Source organism: Paraburkholderia pallida (assembly GCF_004524855.1).
Classification (GTDB): domain Bacteria; phylum Pseudomonadota; class Gammaproteobacteria; order Burkholderiales; family Burkholderiaceae; genus Paraburkholderia; species Paraburkholderia oxyphila.
On record NZ_CP038148.1, the window covers coordinates 201,622 to 226,966 of the forward strand.

General features: G+C 65.5%; 23 protein-coding genes. 7 read left to right on the top strand and 16 right to left on the bottom strand.

Annotation, left to right across the window (positions count from 1 at the left end; all coding sequences use genetic code 11):
- Positions 1–46: 46 nt before the first annotated feature.
- Positions 47–559, bottom strand: coding sequence for an ureidoglycolate lyase (locus E1956_RS00830; RefSeq protein ID WP_134746580.1), 513 nt, complete (start codon positions 557–559; stop codon positions 47–49).
- A 164-nt stretch (positions 560–723) separates the two neighbouring features.
- On the bottom strand, positions 724–2,067 hold the full coding sequence (locus E1956_RS00835) for a C4-dicarboxylate transporter DctA (RefSeq protein WP_134746582.1): 1,344 nt from the start codon (positions 2,065–2,067) through the stop codon (positions 724–726).
- 260 nt (positions 2,068–2,327) lie between these two features.
- Between E1956_RS00835 and E1956_RS00840 the strand changes: the two genes are divergently transcribed.
- Complete coding sequence (locus E1956_RS00840; RefSeq protein WP_134746584.1) at positions 2,328–3,059, top strand: FadR/GntR family transcriptional regulator; 732 nt, start codon at positions 2,328–2,330, stop codon at positions 3,057–3,059.
- 100 nt (positions 3,060–3,159) lie between these two features.
- On the opposite strand, the gene gap is transcribed toward E1956_RS00840, so the two are convergent.
- Together gap and tkt are read right to left on the bottom strand one after the other, a co-directional pair.
- Positions 3,160–4,170 carry a type I glyceraldehyde-3-phosphate dehydrogenase gene (gene gap, locus E1956_RS00845; protein WP_028216208.1) on the bottom strand — a complete coding sequence of 337 codons (1,011 nt, stop codon included), beginning with the start codon at positions 4,168–4,170 and terminating at the stop codon, positions 3,160–3,162.
- 148 nt (positions 4,171–4,318) lie between these two features.
- Complete coding sequence (tkt, locus tag E1956_RS00850; protein ID WP_134746586.1) at positions 4,319–6,355, bottom strand: transketolase; 2,037 nt, start codon at positions 6,353–6,355, stop codon at positions 4,319–4,321.
- Positions 6,356–7,170: 815 nt separating this feature from the next.
- Between tkt and E1956_RS00855 the strand changes: the two genes are divergently transcribed.
- The gene (locus tag E1956_RS00855) at positions 7,171–7,584 is read left to right on the top strand and encodes a VOC family protein (RefSeq protein ID WP_134746588.1); all 414 of its coding nucleotides are present in this window, start codon (positions 7,171–7,173) and stop codon (positions 7,582–7,584) included.
- Between the two features lie 19 nt (positions 7,585–7,603).
- Entirely contained in the window at positions 7,604–8,344 is a 741-nt protein-coding gene (locus E1956_RS00860) for a 16S rRNA (uracil(1498)-N(3))-methyltransferase (protein WP_134746590.1), read from the top strand.
- Positions 8,345–8,480: 136 nt separating this feature from the next.
- Here the strand turns inward: E1956_RS00860 and E1956_RS00865 are convergent, their stop codons facing one another.
- The 3 genes from E1956_RS00865 to E1956_RS00875 form a co-directional block, all read right to left on the bottom strand.
- Complete coding sequence (locus tag E1956_RS00865; RefSeq protein WP_134746592.1) at positions 8,481–9,038, bottom strand: barstar family protein; 558 nt, start codon at positions 9,036–9,038, stop codon at positions 8,481–8,483.
- Positions 9,039–9,054: 16 nt separating this feature from the next.
- Complete coding sequence (locus tag E1956_RS00870; RefSeq protein ID WP_134750233.1) at positions 9,055–9,450, bottom strand: guanyl-specific ribonuclease; 396 nt, start codon at positions 9,448–9,450, stop codon at positions 9,055–9,057.
- Positions 9,451–9,865: 415 nt separating this feature from the next.
- Positions 9,866–12,160: an NADP-dependent malic enzyme gene (locus E1956_RS00875; RefSeq protein WP_134746594.1), complete on the bottom strand. Its 2,295-nt coding sequence runs from the start codon at positions 12,158–12,160 to the stop codon at positions 9,866–9,868.
- Positions 12,161–12,345: 185 nt separating this feature from the next.
- Between E1956_RS00875 and thiL the strand changes: the two genes are divergently transcribed.
- The 4 genes from thiL to E1956_RS00895 all read left to right on the top strand — a co-directional run bounded on the left by thiL (position 12,346) and on the right by E1956_RS00895 (position 15,244).
- Positions 12,346–13,401: a thiamine-phosphate kinase gene (gene thiL / locus E1956_RS00880; protein WP_134746597.1), complete on the top strand. Its 1,056-nt coding sequence runs from the start codon at positions 12,346–12,348 to the stop codon at positions 13,399–13,401.
- The gene (locus tag E1956_RS00885; RefSeq protein ID WP_134746599.1) at positions 13,391–13,981 is read left to right on the top strand and encodes a phosphatidylglycerophosphatase A family protein; all 591 of its coding nucleotides are present in this window, start codon (positions 13,391–13,393) and stop codon (positions 13,979–13,981) included. The genes thiL and E1956_RS00885 overlap by 11 nt, the downstream gene beginning before the upstream one ends.
- Positions 13,982–14,076: 95 nt before the next feature.
- Positions 14,077–14,577 carry a CinA family protein gene (locus E1956_RS00890; protein ID WP_028216217.1) on the top strand — a complete coding sequence of 167 codons (501 nt, stop codon included), beginning with the start codon at positions 14,077–14,079 and terminating at the stop codon, positions 14,575–14,577.
- Between the two features lie 100 nt (positions 14,578–14,677).
- A complete protein-coding gene (locus E1956_RS00895; RefSeq protein ID WP_134746601.1) occupies positions 14,678–15,244 on the top strand; it encodes a cupin domain-containing protein in 567 nt (188 codons plus the stop codon).
- Positions 15,245–15,810: 566 nt separating this feature from the next.
- Here the strand turns inward: E1956_RS00895 and pyrF are convergent.
- From pyrF to E1956_RS00940, 9 genes are all read right to left on the bottom strand, one after another.
- On the bottom strand, positions 15,811–16,626 hold the full coding sequence (gene pyrF / locus E1956_RS00900) for an orotidine-5'-phosphate decarboxylase (RefSeq protein WP_134746603.1): 816 nt from the start codon (positions 16,624–16,626) through the stop codon (positions 15,811–15,813).
- Positions 16,627–16,671: 45 nt separating this feature from the next.
- Entirely contained in the window at positions 16,672–17,865 is a 1,194-nt protein-coding gene (locus E1956_RS00905) for an aldose 1-epimerase (protein ID WP_134746605.1), read from the bottom strand.
- A 341-nt stretch (positions 17,866–18,206) separates the two neighbouring features.
- Complete coding sequence (locus E1956_RS00910; RefSeq protein WP_134746607.1) at positions 18,207–19,142, bottom strand: SMP-30/gluconolactonase/LRE family protein; 936 nt, start codon at positions 19,140–19,142, stop codon at positions 18,207–18,209.
- Positions 19,139–19,969, bottom strand: a complete 831-nt coding sequence (locus tag E1956_RS00915) for an SDR family NAD(P)-dependent oxidoreductase (protein ID WP_134746609.1) — start codon at positions 19,967–19,969, stop codon at positions 19,139–19,141. Before E1956_RS00915 ends, E1956_RS00910 begins: the two co-directional genes overlap by 4 nt.
- Positions 19,970–19,988: 19 nt before the next feature.
- Complete coding sequence (araH, locus tag E1956_RS00920) at positions 19,989–21,026, bottom strand: L-arabinose ABC transporter permease AraH (RefSeq protein WP_134746611.1); 1,038 nt, start codon at positions 21,024–21,026, stop codon at positions 19,989–19,991.
- Between the two features lie 23 nt (positions 21,027–21,049).
- Positions 21,050–22,561, bottom strand: a complete 1,512-nt coding sequence (gene araG / locus E1956_RS00925; protein ID WP_134746613.1) for an L-arabinose ABC transporter ATP-binding protein AraG — start codon at positions 22,559–22,561, stop codon at positions 21,050–21,052.
- 113 nt (positions 22,562–22,674) lie between these two features.
- The gene (locus E1956_RS00930) at positions 22,675–23,676 is read right to left on the bottom strand and encodes an arabinose ABC transporter substrate-binding protein (RefSeq protein ID WP_134746615.1); all 1,002 of its coding nucleotides are present in this window, start codon (positions 23,674–23,676) and stop codon (positions 22,675–22,677) included.
- 164 nt (positions 23,677–23,840) lie between these two features.
- The gene (locus E1956_RS00935; protein ID WP_134746618.1) at positions 23,841–24,620 is read right to left on the bottom strand and encodes an SDR family oxidoreductase; all 780 of its coding nucleotides are present in this window, start codon (positions 24,618–24,620) and stop codon (positions 23,841–23,843) included.
- Complete coding sequence (locus tag E1956_RS00940; protein ID WP_134746620.1) at positions 24,617–25,315, bottom strand: 2-dehydro-3-deoxy-6-phosphogalactonate aldolase; 699 nt, start codon at positions 25,313–25,315, stop codon at positions 24,617–24,619. The genes E1956_RS00935 and E1956_RS00940 overlap by 4 nt, the downstream gene beginning before the upstream one ends.
- Between the last annotated feature and the right edge of the window lie 30 nt (positions 25,316–25,345).

A 25,345-nucleotide genomic window follows, 5' to 3' on the forward strand; every position in this document is an offset into this window, starting at 1 on the left:
GCCGTCAAGCCTCGCCGCGAGGGTTACGCCGTGGCCGCATCCGACCTCAAGCGAGCGCGACGGGCTCGCTCGCGTGCACGAGCCGCCAGGTCTCGTCCAGCGCGAGTTCGTCACAATTGGGCTGCTGGCCGCCCCGGTCGATCACGAGAAAGTCGCTCACGCGGTCGAACGCCAGCAGCGGATGGTGCCAGACACCCTTCGCATAATTGACGCCTTGCCCGCAATCGACCCAGAACGCGCGCAGTTGTGTCGGATCGAGTTCGCCCGCGGGCGCGACGACCACCGCATAGCGCACGTCGCCGAGCGGCACGAACGCCTGGCTGCCGAGCGGATGACGCTCCATCATCGCGATTTCAACGGGCCATGCGCGCGGCTGGGCGCGAAACACGCTGACGATGGCCCGGCCACCCGCCTGCGTCACGTCGATCGACGCCAGATCGTGAAAGCGCTCGGTCGTGCCGCCGTTGATCGGAAAATGGCGCGCGCCATCGAGCTCGATCACGTCGCCGAATGGCGCGAAGGCCTCGCGCGTCAAAGGTTCCATCGGCAGGGTTCGCATGCGTGCTCCTTGATCGGGATCCAGAATGGGTAGGGACATGATGATGTCGTTCATTTCATCGAAGGAAAGCGGCAGCGCCGCGTAGCTCGTCGAGCACCGCCCGCGCCGGTACGCCCACGCCGGTACGCCAGCACCGGCAATGCCATACGGGCTGCGCGCCGGATTCAGAGCGCGTGCAAGGGCTTGCCGCCGAGCGCCGGGTCGTTGGCTTGCGCGTCTGCGTCGCCTTCGCCGGCGGGCACGTACAGGTAGCCCGGCTCGAGGTTCAGCACGCGCTTTGCACGCGCCTTGTCGATGTCACGCTCCCACACAGCGACCACCACCGTGGCGACGCAGTTGCCGATCAGGTTCGTGAGCGCGCGGGCGATGCCGACGAACCAGTCCACCGGCAGGATCAGCACGAGGCCGAGCACGGGGATCGCGGGAATCGCGGAGAGCGTGGCGGCGAGAATCACGATGGCCGAGCCGGGAATGCCGTGCGCGCCCTTGGACGTGATGAGCGACACCAGCACCACCACGATCAGGTCGTGCAGCGAGAGCGGCGTATTGGTGGCCTGCGCGATGAAGATCACGGCGAGCGTGAGGTAGATCGAGAAGCCGTCGAGGTTGAACGAATAGCCGGTCGGGATCACGAGACCCACGGTGGAGTCCTTCACGCCCATCCATTCGAGCTTGCGCATGATCTGCGGCAGCACGGCGTCGGACGACGCGGTGCCGAGCACGATCGAGAGTTCTTCACGCAGATAGCGGATCAGCTTGAAGACGCTGAAGCCGCAAAGGCGCATCACGATGCCGAGCACGACCGCGACGAACACGAAACAGCTCGCGTAGAACACGATCACGAGGAAACCGAGTTGCTTGAGCGAGGCCACGCCGTAGGTTCCGGTCGTGAACGCGATCGCGCCGAGCACGCCAAGCGGCGCGAGCTTGATGATGAAGCCCATCACGCGGAAGAACACTTGCGAGAGCTCGTCGATGATGACGTTCACGCGCTGCGCCTTCGGGCCGAGCAGCGAGAGCGCACTGCCGAACAGCACCGAGAACACGAGGATCTGCAGGATGTCACCCTTCGCGAACGCGTCGAACGCGGTGTCGGGAATGATCTTGAGCAGGAAGCCGGCGGTGTCCTTCAGGCTCTTCGCGTGCTCCGTGTAGGTCGCGAGCGAGGCCGCGTCGAGCGAACGCAAGTCCACGTTCATGCCGGCGCCCGGACGCGTGAGATACGCGAGCACGGCGCCGATCACGAGCGCGACGGTCGTCATCGCCTCGAAGTAGACCACCGACTTCAAGCCGACGCGCCCGACCTTCTTCAGGTCGCCCGCGTGCGCCATGCCGCTCACGACCACGCAGAACACGATCGGACCGATCACCATCTTGATGAGCTTGAGAAAGCCGTCGCCGAGCGGCCGCAAAGACTGGGCGAAATGGGGAAACACCGCACCGACTACGATGCCCAGCACGAGGGCAATCACTACGCGGCCAAACAGCGAATTGAAGAACTTCGTCACGACTGTCTCCTACGAGCGAGGGAATCGAGTAACTGTTCTGACTGGTCAGACCAGTACTGTTATGGCCAATAGTAGGAAGCCGATATAGTAGAGTCAAGGTTGGCGCGTGCGGTGTTTACCCTTGTGCGGTCAGACCAGTTCACAAGCCCGCGCGGGACGGGGTGCGCAACGCCAGAAGGCCTTTGATGCGGCGCACCATGCAGGTGCGCCGGGCGGGACTACAATACAGGTCAGACCAAGCGAGCGCCCTGCGCCATCCGATGAAGAACGTTCCGCATACCGTCACCGATGCCGCTGTCGCCACGATCCGTGCGCGGATCGAAGGTGGCCTGTACCCGGTCGGCAGCCTGCTGCCCGCGCAGCGGCAACTCTCCGAGGAACTGGCGATCAGCCGCGCTTCGCTGCGCGAGGCGCTCTCGACGCTCGAAGCACTCGGCATGCTGTCGATCCGCGCGGGCAAAGGCGTCTACGTGACGAGCGCGCAGGCCACGAGCGTCCATCCGTGGCGTTTCGCCGATCAATCGTCGCTGCCTGACACCTACCAGATGCGCTATGCGCTCGAAGGCTTCGCCGCGCGCATGGCGGCGCTCGCGATCGGCGACGCCGACGTCGCCTGGCTCGAGCACAACACGGACACGCTGCACGAGGCGCTCGCCTGTGACGAGCTCGACGAGGCCGCGCAACTGGACTTCGAATTCCATATGCGCATCGTGAGTCTCGCCGGCAATGCGGCGATCGAATCGATCCTGCGCAGCAGCGCCGACATCATGAAAGAGAGCCAGCGCATGCCGTTCTACCGGCGCGAGCTCGTGCTCTCCACGCACCGCGAGCACGGCCTGATCGTGGTGGCGCTCAAGGCGCGCGACAGCGCGGCGGCGGGCGCGGCCATCGAAGCGCATATCGCCAGCGCCGCGCAGCGCGCGGGCGTCTATTTCCCGACGCCGCCGGTTCCCTCCCTCGCGCAGGCACCGGACATCGTCACCGCAAAATAAGGTCGAAAAAAAACCGCCCCGTAGGGCGGTTTCTTCGTGGCTCGAGTGGCATGCGCCGGGCCGCGAGGCCCGGCGGTGCACAACCTCAAAACCAGCGTGCTTACTTCGCGTTCGCGAAAGCCACAGCCGTGTCCAGCATGCGGTTCGAGAAGCCCCACTCGTTGTCGTACCAGCTCGACACCTTCACGAGACGGCCCGAGACCTTCGTGAGCGTGGCGTCGAACGTCGACGATGCCGGGTTGTGGTTGAAGTCGACCGAGACCAGCGGTGCTTCGTTGTAGCCGAGGATGCCCTTGAGCGCGCCTTCCGAAGCTTCCTTCATGATCGCGTTGACTTCTTCGACGGTCGTGTCGCGCTTGGCGATGAACGACAGGTCGACGATCGACACGTTGATGGTCGGGACGCGAATCGCGTAGCCGTCCAGCTTGCCGTTCAGTTCCGGCAGCACGAGGCCGACGGCCGAAGCAGCGCCCGTCTTCGTCGGGATCTGGCTTTGCGTGGCCGAGCGCGCGCGGCGCAGGTCTTCGTGGTACACGTCGGTCAGGACCTGGTCGTTCGTGTACGCGTGGATCGTCGTCATCAGGCCGGTTTCGAGGCCGATCTTGTCGTTCAGCGGCTTGACGAGCGGTGCCAGGCAGTTGGTCGTGCACGATGCGTTCGAGATGACCGTGTCCGTAGCCTTCAGGACGTTGTGGTTCACGCCGTAGACGATCGTTGCGTCGACGTCCTTGCCGCCCGGCGCCGAGATGATCACCTTCTTCGCGCCGCCCTTCAGGTGGGCGCTGGCCTTTTCCTTGGTCGTGAAGAAGCCCGTGCATTCGAACACGATGTCGACGCCCAGCTCGCCCCACGGCAGTTCAGCCGGGTTGCGGTTGGCCAGCACGCGGATACGGTCGCCGTTCACGACGAGGTAGTCGCCGTCCACCGAGACTTCGCCCGGGAACTTGCCGTGTGCCGTGTCGTATTGCGTCAGATGCGCGTTGGTCTTCGCGTCACCCAGGTCGTTGATCGCAACGATCTGGATGTCGTGCTTCTTGCCGTTCTCGTAGAACGCGCGAAGCGTGTTACGGCCGATGCGGCCGTAGCCGTTGATAGCGACGCGAATGGTCATGGTTTATCTCCTGAGGGCTGAAAAATCCGGATACCGATGCGGTTGGCGCGCCCGCCTCGCTGGGGCGGGATGGCGGCGCGCGCACAACGAAATTCAAAAGCGAATTCCAAAAACAACAGGCCCGCGCAAGGCGGGCCCATGAGCATGCTTAGTTGTCGAGCGCGGCCTTGGCCGTCGCGACGACGTGATCGACCGTGAAGCCGAAGTGCTTGAACAGCACGCCAGCCGGAGCCGATTCACCGAACGTGTCGATGCCGACCACGCCGCCTTCGAGGCCCACGTACTTGCGCCAGAAGTCGGTCACGCCCGCTTCGATCGCCACGCGGCGCACGCCCTTGGGCAGCACGCGCTCCTTGTATTCGGCGTCCTGCTTGTCGAACACGTTCGTGGACGGCATGGACACCACGCGAGCGCCGATGCCTTCGCGCTGCAGTGCCTCGACGGCCTTCATCGCCAGTTCGACTTCCGAGCCCGTCGCGATCAGGATGATCTTGCGGCTCGGGATGTCGTCGTTCCAGTCTTTGAGCACGTAGCCGCCCTTCGCGATGTTGGCGATCTGGGCATCCGTGCGCTCGTTGAACTGCAGGTTCTGACGGCTGAACACCAGCGACGACGGGCCATGATGGGCAATCGACTCGGTCCAGGCCACCGCGGTTTCGACGGTGTCGGCCGGGCGCCAGAGCGTCATGTTCGGGATCAGGCGCAGGCTGGCGACCTGCTCGATCGACTGGTGCGTCGGGCCGTCTTCGCCGAGGCCGATCGAGTCGTGCGTGAACACGAAGATCGACGGGCACTTCATCAGCGCGGCCACGCGCAGCGCGTTGCGGCTGTAGTCCGAGAACGTCAGGAAGGTGCCGCCGAACGCCTTGTAGCCGCCGTGCAGCGTGATGCCGTTGAGCGCCGCGCTCATGCCGAACTCGCGCACGCCGTAGTTGATGTGGTTGCCCCACTGGATGCCGGTCTCGCCTTCCTTGGCCGCGCGCACGGGCTTCGAGGCCTTCCAGTTGGTGAGGTTCGAGCCGGTCAGGTCGGCCGAGCCGCCGAGCAGCTCGGGCAGCACCGCTGCGAGCCCTTCGATGGCCTGTTGCGAGGCCTTGCGCGTAGCGACCGTTTCCTTGCGCGAATCGGCGCCGGCGATGATCTGGGCAGCCTTCTGCGCCCAGTCGGCAGGCAGCTTGCCGGCCATGCGGCGCTCGAATTCGGCGGCTTCAGTCGGGTACTTCGACTGGTACGCTGCAAACGATTCGTTCCATGCGGCTTCGAACTTCGCACCGGCAGCCTTCGCGTCCCAGTCTGCGTAGACTTCCTGCGGCAGCGTGAACGGCTCCCACGTCCAGCCAGCCGCTGCGCGCCACTTCGCGATTTCATCGGCGCCGAGCGCCGCGCCGTGCACGTCGTGACCGCCCTGCTTGGTGGGCGCACCCTTGCCGATGATCGTCTTGCAGCAGATCAGCGTGGGCTTGTCCGAGGCCTTCGCCTTCTGGATGGCCGCGTCGACAGCATCCACGTCGTGGCCGTCCACGTGCGGGATCACGTTCCAGCCATAGGCTTCGAAGCGTTCCGGCGTGTTGTCGTGGAACCAGTTGACCACGTCGCCATCGATCGAGATGCCGTTGTCGTCGTAGAAGGCGATCAGCTTGTTCAGCTTGAGCGTGCCGGCGAACGAGCAGGCTTCGTGCGAGATGCCTTCCATCAGGCAGCCGTCGCCGAGGAAGACATAGGTGTGGTGATCGACGATCTTCGCGTCGGCCTTGTTGAACTCGGCCGCGAGCAGCGCCTCGGCCAGCGCCATGCCGACCGCGTTCGCCAGACCCTGGCCGAGCGGGCCCGTGGTCGTCTCGACGCCCGGCGTGATGCCGTACTCGGGGTGCCCCGGCGTCTTCGAGTGCAGTTGACGGAAGTTCTTCAGCTCCGCCATCGGCAGGTCATAGCCGGTCAGATGCAGCAGCGAATACAGCAGCATCGAGCCATGGCCGTTCGACAGCACGAAACGGTCGCGGTCGCTCCAGTGCGGGTTCGTCGGGTTATGGCGCAGATGACGCGACCACAGCGCGACGGCGATCTCGGCCATGCCCATCGGCATGCCGGGGTGGCCGGAGTTCGCTTGCTGAACGGCGTCCATGGACAGCGCGCGGATCGCGTTGGCCATCAACTGGGTGGTAGCGGGGGAGGACGAGGTCGTCATGTCGAGTCCGGGGAAACGAGTGCAAAAAGCGGCTTGGGCGGCGGCTGCGTTCAGCAGCGGGCGCGCAGCAGCGTACGGTTCCGGAAGCTCGGCAAAAACGTTCGCTGCGGCGCGCGATGCGGCGCCAGGAAGACGCAAACGGCCAGAGCAAACGGACAGGGCTGCAAAGGGCAATATTCTAACAGATCGTGAGGACTTTCCCTGGCTGTAGGACCTGGCCGGGACCAGAGCGGAGCTGAAATCCGGCATGTATCGGACCCCAGTTGTGCCTCACCGCGCCCCGCGCGCGGCCAGGCACCGAATGGACGCTCGCCTGAACTTTCGCCTGAGCGCGGCGCACAGCGGCGGCCCGCGCGCCTGCCCGTATAATGCCGCTATTACCCTTATTTTTAGCGCGATCGGGCCCGTTTAAGCTCGATTCCTTACTTGGCGCCGGCTGCCGTTGGCCGGCTTGTGACCATCCGGCGCGTGAGCGCGCGCAACGCACCGCAACCCCGGGTCAGTCCGCCACCGAGGCTCGACACCGCCGTGACCGCAGAGCGCCGCTTTCATCCCGTCACTGATACGCCGTACGGTTTTTCCGATGCGCGTGCAACAGCGCCACGGCTGACGGGGCCGGGCTTGTACGATGCACGCCGCATGCGTCACGCTTGGCGGCGCCTCAGTGGGCCCGAGATAAACTAGGCCAATTCCTACAGCTTTAGGAAACGCAACGTTGGAGAATCGTTGGGTTCGTTACATTATTTTGCGTGCCAGCCAACCCGGACAACCTCCAGCAATCCACTTCGCCCGAAACCCGAACCTGGAGATATTCGATGACCCCACCCCGCCCCGCAGGCGTGCCGTGGCTAACGCCGTACCTGGCGGTGCGCGACGCGCGCGCCACCATCGAATTTTTTCGGGCGGCATTCGGTTTTGCGGTGCGCGATTGCGTGGAGGACGACGGTGCGGTGATGCACGTGGAAATGACGTATCACGATCAGCTGATCGTGATGTTCGCGCCGGAGGGCGCATTCGGTTCGACGGCGCGCACGCCGAAGAGCTCGGACGCGATCGCCCCCCAATCTTTTTACCTCTACGTCGACAATGTCGACGCGGTGTACGCGCGAGCGCTGGACGCTGGCGCGAAATCGTTGAGCGAGCCGCAGGACCAGTTCTGGGGTGACCGTTTTGCTCAGGTCGAAGATCTCGACGGCTACCGCTGGGCGCTTGCTCGCCATCTGTCATGAAGCAATGAGAACTTGTCTTATGCCCCGTTTTTTCGTCGGAAACTCCTTGCAATCCGGCGACGTCTTCACTCTCCCCGACGATGTGACGCGACACGTTCAGGTGTTGCGCCTGCAGCCCGGCGACACCATCGTGCTCTTCAACGGCATGGGGGGTGAATTCAGCGCCGAAATCATCGCCATGGAACGCCGCGACACCCAGGTGCGCGTCGGCCCGTTCCGCGACGTCGAAACCGAGCCGCCCTACCGGCTCACGCTCGCGCAAGGCATCGCCGGCAGCGACAAGATGGACTGGCTGATCGAAAAGGCGGTCGAGCTCGGCGCGACGAACTTCGTGCCGCTCACGACCTCGCGCAGCGTCGTGCGGCTCGTAGGCGAGCGCGCCGTGCGCCGGCAGTTTCACTGGCAGCGCATCGTGCAGGCGTCGTGCGAGCAGTGTGGACGCAACCGCATGCCCGAAGTCGCCGCCACCCGCGAGATCGGCACCTGGCTCGGCTCGCTGCCCAAAACGCCCGGCGAAGGCGAGTTGCGCGTGCTGCTTTCGCCGCGCGCGAACGTGTCGTTCGCGACCTTGCCTCACAACCCGCCGCAAGGCGAGATCACCGTGCTCGTGGGTCCGGAAGGCGGTTTTTCATCGCCAGAAGAGGCGGCAGCGCTCGATCACGGCTTCATCGCCGTCGGGCTCGGGCCGCGCATCCTGCGCACCGAAACGGCAGGCATCGCCGTGCTCGCGGCACTCGCCGCACGCTGGGGCGGCTGGTAAGAACGGGTAAAAATGACAAGGCCCGCGGCATGTCATCATGCGGCGGGCCTGCGTTTTTTTGTCGCAAGAATGCGACGGCATTCGAATGGCAAATGACGGCGGCCGACGCTTCTAGCGGCGCCGCGCCACGCACCGCTCAGGCGAACGAATAAAAGACCCGGAACGGCACCTTGCGCTCGGCCCAGTACTCCGAAGCTTCGCGGAACACGTCGAGCAGCGTCTCGCGCCCATCCTTGTCGAACTTCTGCGCGATCGGCAGGCCTTCCAGCACGATCACGAAGCCCGGCTGCTCGCCGGCCTTTTGCACCAGATCGGTCAGGCAGTCGTACAAACCATCGTAGTTCTTGCCGAAATGCTTCGGAAACAGAAACGATGTGGCAATGGTTTCGAGCACTTCCTGCTTGGTCTGCGCATTGGCGCAAAACGCGTAGAGGAAATGCTGCTGCAGCCGCTGCGCCTCGTCGGCGAGATCCTGCACGCGGAACGCGCGGATCGACTGGACGATATTCGGCCTGACGGTCGCGAACAGGTCCATGGCCTCCTCGTTCGATGGATTCGCCTCGCCCCTGCGCGCGGCTTCGCGCTGCTGGTCGTCGTGTTGCATCTGCATGACGCGCTGGAACAGGTTGCCCTCGCCGGACGCGAACAGATCGCTCGCGACCCGCGGGTCGTGCGCGTAAGTGTTATCGCTCATGCCGCTTTTCCCGGTGTCATTCAACAATTCGCCTAAAACTTGCGTAGTGGTCGTCGGTGTAATAGCAGTTGTCCGTCTGCCTGAGCGGACCGCCGCAGACAATGCGACGCGCGCCGCGGTTGTGCGCACGTGGCGTCGGGACGGTGTATTCGTGGTAGTAGCCACGCCGATGCCGCGGCAACTGACGCTCGTAATTGCCGAACACGACGCCGTCCTTCTCAAACGGATAAGGCCCGCCCGCGCCAATCAAACTGAGCGTGTTGACCGCTTCGCGCGGCAACTCGCCCACGCTCACGGTGCCAGGTGACGCTCCGGCATCGTCCGGCGCCTGAGACCGTGCTGCGGCGCCTTGCGAGCACACGAGCACTGCCGCCAGAAAAACGCCTGACGCAGCCAGTGCCAAACGACGGATACCGCTCGAACGCTTCCCAGAATCCCCACGAAAACAATGACTTGCATCTGCCGAACCGGCCAGTGCGCCAGCGTCTTTCGTGGCCGTATCATCAGGCAGTCCTATACGTAGCATCTACGGATTCCTGCCTCTCGGATCACGCGTTCGACGACCATGAAAGATGTAAGGGTATCGCTAATGGCCCCTGGAAGCAATCTCGCACCCGCGACGGCACATGGGGCTTGACCGCGCACAAGGGGAAAACCGGTAAATTTTACAAACGAAAAAATGGTGCGCGGACGATGTCAGGCAACGATCCTGATGCACGGTGGAAGACTGGCGATGGGAGACCGGCGGCGGGTGGCGCCGCCGGTGCGAGGCATGAAGCCGCGGGAGCGCGGCCGATCCGGAACTTGATGCGAGCGACTTGAGCGGCTTAACGCGCCGCGTTCACATCTGCGACCAGCAGCGCGGTCATGTTGACGATCCGGCGCACGGTGGCCGAAGCCGTCAGCACGTGCACCGGCTTGGCCGCGCCGAGCAGCATCGGGCCGATGGCGATATTGTTGCCCGCCGCCGTCTTCAGCAGGTTGTACGAGATGTTCGCCGCGTCGATGTTCGGCATGACGAGCAGGTTCGCTTCGCCTTCGAGCGTCGACTCCGGCAGGATTTCCTTGCGCAGCTTCGGATCGAGTGCGACGTCGCCGTGCATTTCGCCGTCCACCTGCAGGTCCGGGGCGCGCTCCTTGAGGATCTCGAGCAGATCGCGCATCTTCCGCGCCGAAGGCGCGTTGCTCGAACCGAAGTTCGAATGCGAGCACAGCGCGACCTTCGGCTCGATACCGAAGCGGCGCACCTCTTCGGCCGCCATGATGGTGATCTCGGCGAGCTGCTCCGGCGTCGGGTCGACGTTCACGTGCGTGTCGACCACGAAGATCTGGCGATTGGGCAGCACCAGCCCGTTCATCGCCCCATAGACGCTGCAGCCTTCCTTCTTGCCGATGATCTGGTCGATGAAGTGCAGATGGCGGTGCGTCGTGCTGACCGTGCCGCACAGCATGCCGTCGGCTTCGCCCTTTTGCACCAGCATCGAGCCGATCAGCGTGGTGCGGCGGCGCATTTCGAGCTTGGCCATCTGCTGCGTGATGCCCTTGCGCGCCATCAGCTTGGCGTAGCTCTGCCAGAAGTCGCGGTAACGCTCGTCGTGGTCGGTATTGACGACCGTGTAGTCCTGGCCCGCGACCAGACGCAGGCCGTAGCGCGCGATGCGCTGCTCGATCACCGCGGGGCGGCCGATCAGGATAGGCTTCGCGAGTTTTTCATCGACGACGATCTGCACCGCGCGCAGAATGCGCTCCTCTTCGCCTTCGGCGAACACGATGCGCTTCCTCTCCGGCTCCACGGCACGCGCGATCTGGAAGATCGGCTTCATGGTCGTGCCGCTGTGGTAGACGAACTGCTGGAGATGCTGCGTGTAGGCGTCCATGTCCTCGATCGGACGGGTCGCCACGCCCGAGTCCATCGCCGCCTTGGCGACGGCCGGCGCGATCTTCACGATCAGGCGCGGATCGAACGGCTTCGGAATCAGGTATTCAGGCCCGAATTGCAGATCCTGGATGCCGTAGGCCGTGGCCACGACGTCGCTCTGCTCCTGGCGCGCCAGTTCCGCGATCGCGTTCACGGCGGCAATCTCCATCTCGCGCGTGATGGTGGTCGCGCCTACGTCGAGCGCGCCGCGGAAGATGAACGGGAAGCACAGGACGTTGTTGACCTGGTTCGGGTAGTCGGTGCGGCCCGTGGCCAGCACCGCGTCCGGACGCACTTCGAGCGCGAGCTCCGGCAGAATTTCCGGCGTGGGGTTCGCGAGCGCGAGAATGAGCGGCTTGGCGGCCATCTGCTTGACCATGTCCTGCTTGAGCACGCCGCCGGCGGACAGGCCAAGGAAAATGTCGGCGCCTTCGATCACTTCGGCGAGCGTGCGCGCGTCGGTTTCGCGTGCGAAGCGCTCCTTGTCCGGGTCCATCAGCTCGGTGCGGCCCTTGTAGACCATGCCTGCGAGGTCGGTCACGTAGATGTTCTCGAGCGGCAGGCCGAGGTCGACAAGCAGGTCGAGGCACGCCAGCGCCGCCGCGCCCGCGCCCGACGCCACGAGCTTCACTTTCTTGATGTCCTTGCCCACGACCTTCAGGCCGTTGGTGAAGGCCGCCGCCACCACAATGGCCGTGCCGTGCTGGTCGTCGTGGAAGACCGGGATCTTCATGCGCTTGCGGGCTTCGCGTTCGACGATGAAGCACTCGGGCGCCTTGATGTCTTCCAGATTGATGCCGCCGAAGGTGGGCTCGAGCGCGGCGATCACGTCCACGAGCTTGTGCGGGTCCGACTCGTTCAGCTCGATGTCGAACACGTCGATGCCGGCGAACTTCTTGAACAGCACCGCCTTGCCTTCCATGACCGGCTTCGAGGCGAGCGGGCCGATGTTGCCGAGGCCGAGCACGGCCGTGCCGTTCGACACGACGCCCACGAGGTTGCTGCGCGCCGTGAAGCGCGCGGCGTTCAGCGGATTCTCGACGATCGCCTCGCACGCGAACGCGACGCCCGGCGAGTACGCGAGCGAGAGGTCGCGCTGGTTGATCATCTGCTTGGTCGGCGCGATCGCGATCTTTCCGGGCGTAGGAAATTCGTGATAGTCGAGGGCAGCTTCGCGAAGCTTGTTCGTGGCGGAATTCGACATGAGAGGCAGGCCCCAAGTGCGGATTAGAATGGCAATTCAGACGCTGATTCGGACGCATTGTAGCGCCAATCTCCGGCAGCATTCCTTACAGATGGGGCGTAGCTGCCGCGACCGGAATGAGGGGAACGCCCCGCCGGCGCGGCGCGCGCCGGACCAACCTGGCCATTCGCCATAGACCTTTCGTCATGCTTTCCGAGTTCTCCCTGATCGACCGTTATTTTGCGCGACGCGCACGCACGAACACACGCCGCGCCGCGCTCGGCATCGGCGACGACTGCGCGCTCATCGCGCCCGCTGCCGGCGAGATGCTGGCCGTCTCCACGGACATGCTCGTGGAGGGCCGTCACTTTCTTCCCGATGTCGATCCTCGCGCGCTCGGCCACAAGGCGCTCGCCGTCAATCTCTCGGATCTCGCCGCCATGGGCGCCGCGCCGCTCGGCTTCACGCTCGCGTTCGCGCTGCCCAAGCCGCGCGAGGACTGGCTCGAGGCGTTCAGCGGCGGGCTTTTCGAGCTGGCCGACCGATACGGCTGCGAGCTGATCGGCGGCGACACCACCGCCGGCCCACTCAATCTGTGCATTACCGTGTTCGGCTCGGTCCGCCAGCATGACGCGCTTCGGCGCGACGCGGCCCGGCCCGGCGACGACGTCTGGGTGTCAGGCACGCCGGGCGACGCGCGCGCGGGTCTCGGCGTGCTGCGTGGCGAGTGGCCACACGTGCAAATCGATCGCGCCGACGCCGCCCACTTCCGCCGCGCGCTCGAATACCCCGAGCCGCGCGTCGCGCTCGGTCTCGCGCTCGCGGGCATTGCGCGCGCGGCGCTGGACGTCTCCGACGGACTCGCCGGCGACCTGCGGCACATCCTCGAGCGCTCGCACGTGAATGCCGAGATCGACGTGGACGCGCTGCCGCTGTCCGCGGCGCTCGCACGCCTGCCGCGCGCGCTGCAACTGCAATGCGCGCTCGCGGGCGGCGACGACTACGAGCTCTGCTTCACGGCAGCGCAAGCACAACGCGGGGCCGTCGAGGCAGCGGCGCAACAGGCGGGCGTGCGCGTGACGCGCATCGGTACAATAACTTCTCCCGATTTGGCCGCATCGCCCGAGGCTGCCGTTGCGGCCCGCGACGGCGCGCACGCACAGCACAAGGCGCAAGCGTGGCCGGACATCGCATGGCGCGACGCGTCCGGTGCGCCGCTCAACCTGACGTTGCAAGGCTTCGATCACTTTCATGCAGACTGACCCAACGCCCGCGCCCGCCGACAAACTCGCGACGGCCGGCCAGCCCGCCTCTGCCGGCGTGAGCGGCGCGGATACCGGAACCGCCGCGCCCAAGGCGCCGCGCCGCGCCGATGCGCCGTTCATGCTCAAGCATCCGCTGCACATCATCTCGCTCGGCTTCGGCTCCGGACTCTCGCGGCTCGCGCCGGGCACAGCCGGCACGCTCTTCGCGTGGGCGGCCTTCGAGGTGCTCAACCGCTACCTCACGGTGACCGACTGGGGCGTCCTGATCATCGTGGGCTATCTCGCCGGCATTGGCATCACGGGATACACCGCGAAGATGATGCATACCGAAGACCCATCGGCCATCGTCTGGGACGAGATCATCGCGTTCTGGCTCGTGCTGCTGATGATCACGCCCATCGACTTTATGAACAAACTCTGGGCGTTCCTGGTCTTCCGCTTTTTCGACACGGTGAAGCCGCCACCCATCCGCTATCTCGAGCGGCGCTTCAAGGGTGGCTTCGGCATCATGCTCGACGACCTCGTTGCCGCGTTCTTCACGCTGCTCGTGATCGCCCTCTGGCGCATGTCGGTCTGAGCGCCGCGCAGGCCGCCGCCGCCACGCCCCCAGAAGGAACGCCACCAGGAACGCAATCAGGATCACAACCGCCACACCGCCACGGACACTCACCCATGCCTACCGATTCGGTCGTTCACCAACTCGCCATCCGCGCGGGCAACAAACTGCGCGACGCCAGGCTCATGCTCGCCACCGCCGAGTCCTGCACGGGCGGCATGGTCGCTACCGCCATCACCGACATTTCGGGCAGCAGCGGCTGGTTCGAACGCGGCTTCGTCACGTATTCGAACCAGGCGAAGACGGAGATGATCGGCGTGCCCGCCGATCTCATCGAAAAGCACGGCGCCGTGAGCGAGCCGGTCGCGCGCGCCATGGCCGAAGGTGCGCTGCGCAATAGCCGGGCACAAATTTCGCTCGCCATCACGGGCGTGGCCGGTCCAGGCGGCGGCACACCGGAAAAGCCGGTGGGCATGGTGTCGTTTGGCTGGAGCAACCGGCTGCACACCAGCGTCGAGACGCTGGTCTTCAAGGGCGACCGGGAGCAGATCCGTGTGCAGGCCGCCGTGCACGCGCTGCGCGGGCTGCTGGCACTGATCGACGAAAAGGAACGCTGAGGACGTCTGGCCTCCTCGAACGCCGGACGTCCGGAGATGGCCTACCCTACCGGAACCCGACAGCTTCGTGCGATCGACAAGGACCAGGAGGCCCGAATCCATGACCACTGCGAAGTCAACCGAGCCGGCGAGCGCCGGCGGCCCCGTCGACGAGCTGATCCGCCGCTTCGGGCTCGAACCCCATCCTGAAGGCGGCTACTACAGCGAGACCTACCGTTCGGACAAGCTGATCCGCCGCGATGGCGCGCCGGCCACCGAGGGTGCGCGCACCGCCTCGACCGCCATCTACTTCCTCCTTGCGAACGGCGCCTATTCGGCCTGGCACCGCATCCGGTCGGACGAACTGTGGCACTTTTACGCGGGCTCGCCCATCGAGATCCATTCGATCGATGAGCGTGGCGTGCTCTCCACGCGCAAGCTCGGCCATGCGCTCGACCATCCAGGCACGGTCTTTCAGGCGGTGGTGCCCGCGGGACACTGGTTCGCGGCGCGCTGCTGCGATCCGTCTACGTATGCGCTCGTGGGCTGCACGGTTGCGCCGGGGTTCGAGTTCAGCGAATTCGAGATTGCGGATGTGGATGCGCTCGCCGAAAAGTATCCACTGCATCGGGCGATCATCGAGCTATTCGGGAAGCCGGCCCTGCTCGCGACCGCGAAGAAGGACTGAGGACTGAGCGCTGTGCTGCGCTTCGGGGGCATGAGTGGCGTTGCCGCCAGGCCCGTTCGAACGCCGTGCACAAAAAAGAAGCGGCGCTCCAACCCGAGGACGCGCCGCAAAAGCCCTGCCAAATGCGGATGGTCGCGCCGACCGTCCGCGCACGCTCCCTACAGCGTGTTCCGTCGAACCGCCGCCTGACAGGCGACGGTCTCCATTCGTCGATTGAAAACGAAATGTTTGCCTGACTGAATTGCCCGCTCGCCGAAGCGAGCAACGGCAACTCGTGCGATGGCTACCATGCCGGGCGCCCACCCATGTCCGCAGCAGAACCGCGAGGGGCAAGCGTAGGAAATTCGGAGTCCTTCCTACAGTTCGTCAGCGATTACTACGGATATTACTGATCGAATGTCGGAGGTCGAATAGGAATTCTCTTAATTATTTAAGAGAAACAAGGAAGTTTATTAATTTTTGACGCGAGAATTCAGATTTCAATCTGAACGTCTCCGGCCGCGCGATTCGCGTCGACCCGAGACATTCGAGCGGTCCGGCGCGATGTGCGCCGAACCGCTCCCGCATCAGCGATACGCGTTGATCTTGTCGCGCGTCTGTTCAGCAGCCTTCGCTGCCGCCTGCGCATAATCCTCGCCCTTGCTCGCATAGATGATTGCGCGCGACGAGTTAATGAGCATGCCCGTGCCGTTGGCCGTGCGGCCGGCCTTCACGGTTGCCTCGACATCGCCGCCTTGCGCGCCAATGCCCGGAATCAGCAGCGGCATGTCGCCGACGAGCGCCCGCACCGTCTCGATTTCCTTCGGAAACGTCGCCCCCACCACGAGCCCGAGCTCACCGCTCGCGTTCCACTTCTGCGCCGCGAGCGACGCCACGACCTGATAGAGCGGCTTGCCGTCGGTGGTCAGGAACTGCAGGTCGGAGCCGCCGGGGTTCGACGTGCGGCACAGCACGATCACGCCCTTGCCCTTGTGCGCGAGCCACGGCTCGATGGAGTCGTAGCCCATGTAGGGGTTGACCGTCACGGCGTCGGCCTTGAAGCGCTCGAACGCTTCGCGCGCGTACTGCTCCGCGGTGCTGCCGATGTCGCCGCGCTTGGCGTCGAGGATCACGGGCAAGCCCGGATGCTTCTCGTGGATATGCGCGATCAGCGCTTCGAGCTGATCTTCGGCGCGGTGCGCGGCGAAGTAGGCAATCTGCGGCTTGAACGAGCACGCATAGGGCGCCGTGGCGTCGACAATGTCGCGACAGAATTCGAAGATCGCGTCGCTGCGGCCCGCCAGCGCGGCCGGGAATTTCGTGGGCTCGGGGTCGAGGCCGACGCACAGCAGCGAGCCGGTGCGCTGCCAGGCGGCGTCGAGGGTCTGGATGAAGGAGGTCATGATGAAAACTCGCGGCGAGCCGTTGAAAGGAAAACGGCGCGTATTTTACCCGGCTTGGGAAGCACTGCCGCGCCGCGGCGACCGTCGCCGCAAACCACGTGCGCCAGGGCGACGCGGATTCGCCGCCGCGCGCATGTCCATGCGCTCGACCGTGAAGCTGAACGTGCGCACCAGCCGCTCGCCGTGGCCAAGCACGGTCATGCCGTGCGCCCCGCCGCCGCCCTCGAGGTTGACCGCGTTGATCGGATGATCGACCGGCTCGAAACAGAAGAAGCGCTCGCCTGGCGGCGTGTAGAGCACGTAGTAGTCGGTGTTAGCGCAGATCGAGAGCGAGAGCCGGCGCCGCTCCCAAACCACGGCCGCGCGGCCGCTCCAGCCGCTGAAGGCGTGGTTCACCATCTGCGCCGGCAGCGGATACGCCACGCCGAACTGCCATGCGGGCGGCGCGGGCACGTGGCGCACCGGCAGCCAGTCGGCGCCCGAAAGCCACAGGCCGCTCGCCGGCGCGGAAAGCTCGGTGCTCGTGTCGCGCGCAAGGAACGGATGAACGCCCAGGCCGAACGGCAGTGCCTCGCGGCCCGTGTTCTCCACTTCGAGCGTCATGACGAGCGTCGCGCCATCGAGCGCATAGGTCAGCTCGGCGCGATAGGCGTAAGGATCGCCGCCGCTATGATCGAGCACGAGGCGCACGCGTTCGCGGTCGGCTTCTTCGACAGCCCAGTGCGCGAGCCACCCATCGCCATGGATCGGCAGCGGCTCGCTCGCCCGGTTGCGCGGCACTTCAACGTCGCGTCCACCAAAGTGAAAGCGCCCCTCGCCGATCCGGTTCGAATACGGCAGCAGCGGGTAGCAGGCGAGTTCGTTCGGATCCATGCGCGCGCTCACGCGCTCGCAGCGTCGAAATACCGGCTCGAGCGCCCCCTCGCTGCGCCAGTCGAAACGCGTGATGCCGCCGCCCAGTTGGGGCGCGACGTCGAGTCTCAAATACGCGTTCGCGAGCGTCACGCAGGACACGTCGCTCGTCCCTACTGCGCCGATCGCGACCGCCGAAGTGCTCGGCCCCGGCATGACGGGATGGGTGGCGGCCTCGAGGCGCGCGCGCCGCGCGGCGGCGGGTGAGGCCGCTGATACAGCTGATACAGCCGATGCGGATGAGGCGCCTGACGGCACGCTCGCGCTCGCGGCTGGGTTCAGGGTGGAACGGGGGGATCGACGCACAGCGGAATTCGCGACACTCATGAAATGCTCCTGGAGAGGCATGTTCGATTGCCGCCGCAACAGGCGGCTCACCGGTGGCCTGTCGGCGTTGTGCTCGCTCATGGTGATGGCTTCGCACAGGCCAGCGGCCGCTTCTTGTGTTCGCCCTTCTCTTCCTGGTCGTTCTGGCCGCCCTGGTCATCACGGGCAAGGCCGACTGCGCACTTCCGATGGACTGCATCTGTTGCCGAACTACAACGACTTTGCGTGCGCACGCGGGTTGGTGATCTCCACCGCGGCCCGCGCCGCCGCCGGTGGCCACGCGTGCAGGCCACCTTGCGAAACGATTGCAAGACCCTTCATGCAACGTTTAGTGCACCGCATCAATCGCGCCGACGCCCCTGAAACAGCGGCTCAGCAAGGCCCACGCGGCCGATTCGGACTGCAAAGACGCCGCCGGCATGCGGTTCGCGCGCGAGCATGGCCTCCTCCATTTCGGCCCGCGCGCTCGTCACATAGAGCGTGTCCAGCAGCGCTCCGCCGAGCGTAACGCAGCTTGGCTGCGCTGTGGGAATCTTTACGCGCTCGGTTTCCCTGCCATCGGCACCATAGCGCACCACGCGCTCGCCGCCCCATTGCGCGTTCCACAGGCCGCCTTCGGCATCGACGGTCGAGCCGTCCGGCACGCCGGTCTCGTCGGTCAGCACAACGAAGGTGCGCTCGTTTGCAATCGTTCCATCCGCGCCGTAGTCGCATGCGCGTATCTCGCGCGTGAGCGAATCGCAGTAGTACAGGGTCGAGCCGTCCGGGCTGAACGCGATGCTGTTCGAGATCGCGGGCGCGGGTAGCGGCAGACGCTCGAGCGTGAGATCGTGATTGAGGCGGTAGAAGCCGCCGATCGCCTGCATCGGCGCGCCTTCGTACTTCGTGCCGAACACGAAGCGGCCCTGGCGGTCGCAACGCCCGTCATTGAGGCGCGTGGGCACGCCCGGCTCGACCTCGACGATGGTGTCGATCGCGCGCGTTTCCAGGTCGAAGAAGGCGAGCCGCGATTCGAGGCCCAGCAGCAGCGTGCGTTCGTCCTCGCACAGCGCGAAGCACGCGAGGCGCTCCGGCATGTCCCAGCTCACGTGCTTGCCGTCGCGTGCGTCATAGCGCGACAAACGCTTGCCTTCGATATCGACCCAGTAGAGCCGGCCACTGCGTGCGCACCACGTCGCGCATTCGCCCAGCTCGCATTTCGCGTGCACGAGCAGCTCGGCCACCGCTTCGTCCGCGGACTTGTCCGCTGCACCTTCTTCAGAAGCGCCGTTCGTCATGCCCAGCCTCCGTCCACCACGATGTCCTGCGACGTGATCATGCGGCTGTCATCGGCCGCGAGAAAAAGCGCCATGCGCGCGAGGTCCGCGGGCAGCAGTTCGGCGTCGATGCACTGGCCGCGCTTGATGGCTTCGCGGCCCTCGTCGTCGAGCCACAGGCGCCGCTGCTTCTCCGTCATCACCCAGCCCGGGACGAGCGAGTTCACACGGATGCCGAAGCGTCCGAGGTCCTTCGCGAGCCCGCGCGTGAGGCCCTGCACCGCCGCTTTGCTCATCGTGTAGACCGGCATTTCCGACTGCTTGAGCATCCAGCTGATCGAGCCCAAATTGATGATCGAGCCCGCCCGCGCGGCTTTCATGTCCTCGGCCACGGCCTGCGCCGCGAACAGCTGATGCCGCAAGTTCACGGCAACGCCTGCGTCGAACGACTCGGGCGTGACTTCCGCGAGCGTGTGGCGGCGGTCGTTCGCGGCATTGTTCACGAGCACCTCGACGGGCCCGAGCGCCGCCTTCAGGTCGGCGATGGCGGCGCGCAACGAAGCAATGTCGGTGAGATCGCACGACACGAACACGGGCTTGTGGCGCGAGTCCCCAAGCGAGTCGGCGAGCGCTGTGCCCGCGCTCGTGTCGATGTCGAGCAAGCCCACGCGCGCGCCCTGCGCGGCGAAGTGCTCGACGAACGACGCGCCGATGCCGGTCGCGCCGCCCGTGATGAGGACGACACGGTCGACAAGGCTCGGATAGCGCGCGTAGCGCTCGTGCGCGTGGCGCGCATTGGCGTCTGCAGGTGTGGCAGATGTAGCTGGTGTATTGGCGGACGACGACATCGTCAAAGGCTCCTGATCTTCAATCGCGCGCACCGCGGTTCTTCAACTGGTCGAGCAGCACCGCCGCGAGCAGGATCGCGCCACGCACGAGGTACTGATAGAACGCATCGATGTTGAGCAGGTTCATCACGTTCTCGACCGTGCCCATGATGAGCACGCCGATCACGACGCCCGAGATCGTCGCGCGTCCGCCCAGGAGCGACACGCCGCCCAGCACGCACGCCGAAATCACGTTCAGCTCGAAGCCTTCGGCGGCGTTCGGCTGGCCCGAGGTGATACGCGACGCAAGGATCACGCCCGCGAGCGCCGTCACCGCGCCCTGGATCAGGAAGATCCACACGCGCGTGCGCTCGACCTTGATGCCGGCGAGGCGCGAGGCTTCCGGATTGCCGCCAATCGCGAGCGTGTTGCGCCCATACACGGTCTGATTGAGCATCACGCCGAACACGATGAAGCAGACGAGCGTGACCCAGATCGGCAGCTGCACGCCGAAGAACGACGCCGTGCCCATGGCGATGAAGGTGTCCGAGGACACGCCCACGGCCTGGCCATGCGAGACGATGAAGCCGAGCCCGCGCACGATCTCCATGGTGGCGAGCGTCGTGATCAGCGCATTGATGCGCAGATACGCGATCACCGCACCGTTCACGAAGCCGATCGCGGCGCCCGCGGCCACCGCGGCGACGATCGCAATGAAGGTGTTGTTCGTGGCGTTGAGCACCATCGCGCAAAGCACGCCCGCGAAGGCGACGGTCGAGCCCACGGAAAGGTCGAAGTCGCGCGAGGCGAGGCAGAACATCATCGTGCAGGCCACCATGCCGATCTGCGAGATCGACAGTGCGAGGCCGAGCATGTTCTCGATCGAGAAGAAGTGGTCGACCGTCAGCGACATCGTGATGAACATGATCGCGAAGATCACGATGAGGCTGTAGTCGGTGATCTGCTGCCACCACTTCTGCCTGTCATTGGTCTTGGGAATCAGCGCGTCGGCGGCGCTCTGCGCCACGCTCTTCGCTGCATCGGCGGCGTCGGCCGCCAGGTTCTCTCTGGCTTGCATTTCAGTCACTCCTCCCCGTCCACTCATGCGGCTCTCGCCTGCGTGCCTTGCGGCAGCGCGAGGTCCAGCACCGCGTGTTCGTTCGCCGCGCTGCGCGGCAACTCTCCGGAAATCCGGCCTTCGCGCATCACCACGATGCGGTCGGACACGCCGAGCACCTCCGGCAATTCCGATGACACCATCACGATCGCGCAGCCGCGTGCGGCGAGCTGGTAGATCACGTTATAGATTTCATGTTTCGCACCGACGTCGATGCCGCGCGTGGGCTCGTCGAGAATCACCACCTTCAGATCGGACTCCGCGAGCCAGCGCGAAAGAATGGCCTTCTGCTGGTTGCCGCCCGAGAGAAAGCGGATCTTCTGGCGGCGGCTCGGCGTCTTGATCTTCAGGAGCTTGATGAAGCGGTCGGCCGTCTCGGCCTCTTTCTTGCGGTCGAGAAACATGCCGGCGCGCAGGAAGTGGCGGCGACAGCTAATGTTGATGTTCTCCGAGACCGTTGCCATCGCGACGATGCCTTGCTCCTTGCGATCTTCCGGGCACAGCACGATGCCCTGGCGAATCGCGTCGCTGGCGCTCTTCACGCGAATCGGCTTGCCGTCGAGTTCGATCTCGCCCGCGCGCCGCTTGTGCGTGCCGTAGATCAGCTGCATGAGCTCGCTGCGGCCCGCGCCCACGAGCCCGAAGAAGCCGACGATCTCGCCCGCCTTCACCTCGAAGCTCGCCGGCTGCGCGAGCGGATGCCCCTCTACGCCACGCACCGCGAAGCGCACCTTGCCATGCTCGCGCGGCGAATAACTGTAGATGTCGCTGATCTCGCGCCCGACCATTTCGGCCACGAGTGTCGCGCGCTTCACCTCGGCGAGCTGCTCGTGCGAGGCGATCTTGCGGCCGTCGCGAAAAATCGTGCAGGCGCTGCAGAGCTCGTAGATCTCGTCCATGCGGTGCGAGATGTAGATGAGCGCGCGGTTGTCGGCGCGCAGCTCGCGCACGAGCTTGAACAGCACTTCGGTCTCGCGGTGCGAGAGCGAACTCGTGGGCTCGTCGAGCGCGATCACGCGCGCGTTGCGCAGCAACGCCTTGCAGATTTCCGCCATCTGGCGCTGCGCGATGGAGAGCTTGCGCAGCTTCGCGGCGGGATCGAGATCCACGCCCATGGCGGCAAGGCGCTCTCGCACGAACTTGCGCGCCTCGCCGCGCCTCACCCAGCCGAAGGCATTGGGCAGCGCGCCCAGCAGGAGATTCTCCGCTACCGTGAGGTCGGGCACGTATTGCAGCTCCTGGTGAATCACGGCGATGCCTGCGCCGATCGACGCCGCGGCGTCGGAGAAGCGCACCTCGTTGCCGTCCATCAGGATGCGGCCGGAATCGGGCTGGTACTCGCCGCCGAGTATCTTCAGCAGCGTCGATTTGCCCGCGCCGTTCTCGCCCATCAAGCCATGCACCTCGCCCGCGTGCACGTCGAACGACACGCCGTCGAGCGCGCGCACGCCGGGAAATACCTTGCCGATATTGTCAAAACGCAGTGTCGCTGACACTTCGGTTTCCTCTCATTCGATTCGCCGCACGCGGCCGGCGCGTTTCACTGGCCGGCCGCCTTGCAGCGGGAAACACTTCAAACCACCGCTTTCACACGGCGCGCCTCGTGCCGTTACTTCGAGGCGAGCCCCATCTGCTCGCGCACCTGGTTCACGTTCTCGCGCGTGGCGAGCATGCCGGTCGTGAGCGTGAGCATCGGCGGCTCCTTGCCTTGCGTGATCCACGCGTACATCAGCTCAGACGTTTCCTCGCCATGGCGCTTCGGGCTGATGATGACGGTGCCGTAGAAGCCCGTCGGCTCCGGCTTCTTGAACTCGTTCAGCGCCGAGTCCGAGCCGCCGATGCCGATGCCGATCATGTTGTCGGCCTTGAAGCCGCGGCCTTCGGCTGCGCGCACGGCGCCCAGCACGGCTTCGTCGTTCAGGCCGTACGCCACCCAGTGCTTGAACTGCGGGTTCTTGGTGAGTGCGATGTTGGCGGCGTTGAAGGCGTTTTCCGTGTCGGTCTTGGCCTGCGGCGCGGCGATGATGTTCGCCTTCGGGAAGCCCGCGGCCACAAGCGCGTCGGTCGCGCCCGTCGTGCGGTCATGCGCGGTCGGCAACTGCTCGTAGGTCACGTCGATGGCGCCCACGTCCTTCATGTCCCAGCCGCGCTTCTTGATCTCGGCGGCAATGCCGTCGCCCACCTGCTTGCCGATGTTGTAGGCGGAAATGCCCATGTGCGGCACCGCCTCGATCGGCTTGCCCGAGCCGTCGACGAGGCGGTCGTCGACGGTCATCATCTTGAGCTTGTCCGCCTTGGCCTTGGCGACGATGCCCGGCCCGAGCTTCACGTCAGGCGTGCAGATGATGAAGCCCTGCGCCTTCTGCGCGGCGAGGTTGTCGATCGCGCTCATGACCTTCTCGCCCGAAGGCGCACCGATCTTCACGAGCGTGAAGCCATCCTTCTTGGCGGCGATCTCGGCGAACTTCCATTCGTCCTGGAACCACGGCTCTTCGGGCTGCTTCACGAGAAAGCCGATCTTGACCTGGTCGGCGGCCTGGGCCACGGGTGCCTGGGCCAGCACGGCGGTTGTCGCGGCGGCCAACAGCGTGAGGAAAATCCTGCGTTGCATGGTGTCTGTCTCCTGTCGTCTTCAGTCACGGGAAGGTGGCGGCCGCTTTTTCTTCATCCGCCCGCGCGCGGCCAGCGCTGCTGCGAAGGTGCTGCGTATAGACGCGTCGTGCTGCTCTTGTCTTTGTCGCTTATTGATTCTTTTGCAGAGCTACTGAAACCGCCTCATTCGTGATGCAGCGCGCAGCGCCCGCCATCGATCGTGATGCAGCTCGCGTTGATGAACGGCGCCTCGTCCGACGCGAGGAACACCGCCGTCATCGCGACCTCCTCCGGGCGGCCGATGCGCTTCATCGGCGGCAGCTCGAGCGTCGCGCGGCGCGCCGCCTCGGGGTCGGGCTGCGCGTTCCACCAGTCGTGCGTGAGCTGCGTCTCGATGTAGCCCGGCGCGATTGCATTCACTCGCACATTCTTCGGCGCGTACTCGATGCCGAGCGCGCGCGTGAGGCCGATCACGCCGTGCTTGGCGACCGGGTACGGGAAGCAACCCGGAATGATCTGGAACGCGTGCGTCGAGGCGATATTCACGATGCTGCCCGCGCGGCGCTCGACCATGCCCGGCAGCACCGCGCGGCAGCCGTTCCAGACGCCGTCCAGATCGACAGCGAAGCAGCGGCGCCAGTCTTCGTCGGTCATCGTGAGCGGGTCGGCGAACACGTTGATGCCGGCGTTGTTCACCAGCACGTCGACGGGGCCGAATACGCGCTCGGCCTCGACCACGGCGGCTTGCACCGAGGCGGCTTGCGTGACATCGGTCGGCACGGCGAGCGTGCATGCGCCCTCGAGCGTCTCCTCGATCTCGCACGCCGTCGCCTCGGCGCTCGCACTGTCGAGCTCGGCCAGCACGACCGCCGCGCCTTCGGCCGCGAACGCGCGCGCGATCGCGGCGCCAATGCCGCGTCCCGCGCCGGTCACGAGCGCTACCTTGCCCGCCAGACGGTTCATGGCTTCGCTCCCTGCGCGCCCGGTGCCGCGCCTTGCGTCGCACTCCATCCCGCGATGAACGCAAGCGCATTCGCACGCGTTGCCGCCGCGTCCTGCCCCGGCTTGTAGAGCGCGGAGCCCAGACCGAACCCGCTCGCGCCCGCTGCGAGCTGCGGCCCCATGTTGTCCGGCTTCACGCCGCCCACGGGCAAGAGCGGCACGACGCCAGGAATGACCGCGCGCCACGCCCTGGTTACCTGCGGGCCCAGTTGCTCGGCGGGGAACATCTTGAGTGCGTCCGCGCCGCATTTGAGCGCAGCGAACGCTTCAGTCGGCGTCGCCACGCCCGGCACGCAGGCGAGGCCTTGCAGCTTGGCCGCGAGAATCACCTCGGTGTCCGCGTGCGGCATCACGATCAGCTCGCCACCGGCGGCCTTCACGTCGCACACGCGCTGCGTCGTGAGCACCGTGCCCGCGCCGATCATGGCGTCGGCGGGCAGCGCCGCGCGCAGCGCCGCAATGCTCTCGAGCGGCGACGGCGAATTGAGCGGCACCTCGACGATCCTGAAACCTGCCTCGTAGAGCGCGCGGCCATGGTCGGCGGCCTCGGCGGGCTTGATGCCGCGCACGATCGCGATCATCGGGCACGCACCGAACGCTGCCATGAAGCCCTTGTGAGGCGTGTACGGGGCGGGCAAATTCAATTCGGGTTCCATCGTGCTAGTCCTGTGGTTTGCGTACTGTGC

Coding starts and splice junctions, on each gene's coding strand:
- E1956_RS00830 (WP_134746580.1), bottom strand. CDS start 559: ATGCGAACCCTGCCGATGGAACCTTTGACGCGCGAGGCCTTCGCGCCA.
- E1956_RS00840 (WP_134746584.1), top strand. CDS start 2,328: ATGAAGAACGTTCCGCATACCGTCACCGATGCCGCTGTCGCCACGATC.
- gap (WP_028216208.1), bottom strand. CDS start 4,170: ATGACCATTCGCGTCGCTATCAACGGCTACGGCCGCATCGGCCGTAAC.
- tkt (WP_134746586.1), bottom strand. CDS start 6,355: ATGACGACCTCGTCCTCCCCCGCTACCACCCAGTTGATGGCCAACGCG.
- E1956_RS00855 (WP_134746588.1), top strand. CDS start 7,171: ATGACCCCACCCCGCCCCGCAGGCGTGCCGTGGCTAACGCCGTACCTG.
- E1956_RS00860 (WP_134746590.1), top strand. CDS start 7,604: ATGCCCCGTTTTTTCGTCGGAAACTCCTTGCAATCCGGCGACGTCTTC.
- E1956_RS00865 (WP_134746592.1), bottom strand. CDS start 9,038: ATGAGCGATAACACTTACGCGCACGACCCGCGGGTCGCGAGCGATCTG.
- E1956_RS00875 (WP_134746594.1), bottom strand. CDS start 12,160: ATGTCGAATTCCGCCACGAACAAGCTTCGCGAAGCTGCCCTCGACTAT.
- thiL (WP_134746597.1), top strand. CDS start 12,346: ATGCTTTCCGAGTTCTCCCTGATCGACCGTTATTTTGCGCGACGCGCA.
- E1956_RS00885 (WP_134746599.1), top strand. CDS start 13,391: ATGCAGACTGACCCAACGCCCGCGCCCGCCGACAAACTCGCGACGGCC.
- E1956_RS00890 (WP_028216217.1), top strand. CDS start 14,077: ATGCCTACCGATTCGGTCGTTCACCAACTCGCCATCCGCGCGGGCAAC.
- E1956_RS00895 (WP_134746601.1), top strand. CDS start 14,678: ATGACCACTGCGAAGTCAACCGAGCCGGCGAGCGCCGGCGGCCCCGTC.
- pyrF (WP_134746603.1), bottom strand. CDS start 16,626: ATGACCTCCTTCATCCAGACCCTCGACGCCGCCTGGCAGCGCACCGGC.
- E1956_RS00905 (WP_134746605.1), bottom strand. CDS start 17,865: ATGAGTGTCGCGAATTCCGCTGTGCGTCGATCCCCCCGTTCCACCCTG.
- E1956_RS00910 (WP_134746607.1), bottom strand. CDS start 19,142: ATGACGAACGGCGCTTCTGAAGAAGGTGCAGCGGACAAGTCCGCGGAC.
- E1956_RS00915 (WP_134746609.1), bottom strand. CDS start 19,969: ATGTCGTCGTCCGCCAATACACCAGCTACATCTGCCACACCTGCAGAC.
- araH (WP_134746611.1), bottom strand. CDS start 21,026: ATGCAAGCCAGAGAGAACCTGGCGGCCGACGCCGCCGATGCAGCGAAG.
- E1956_RS00930 (WP_134746615.1), bottom strand. CDS start 23,676: ATGCAACGCAGGATTTTCCTCACGCTGTTGGCCGCCGCGACAACCGCC.
- E1956_RS00935 (WP_134746618.1), bottom strand. CDS start 24,620: ATGAACCGTCTGGCGGGCAAGGTAGCGCTCGTGACCGGCGCGGGACGC.
- E1956_RS00940 (WP_134746620.1), bottom strand. CDS start 25,315: ATGGAACCCGAATTGAATTTGCCCGCCCCGTACACGCCTCACAAGGGC.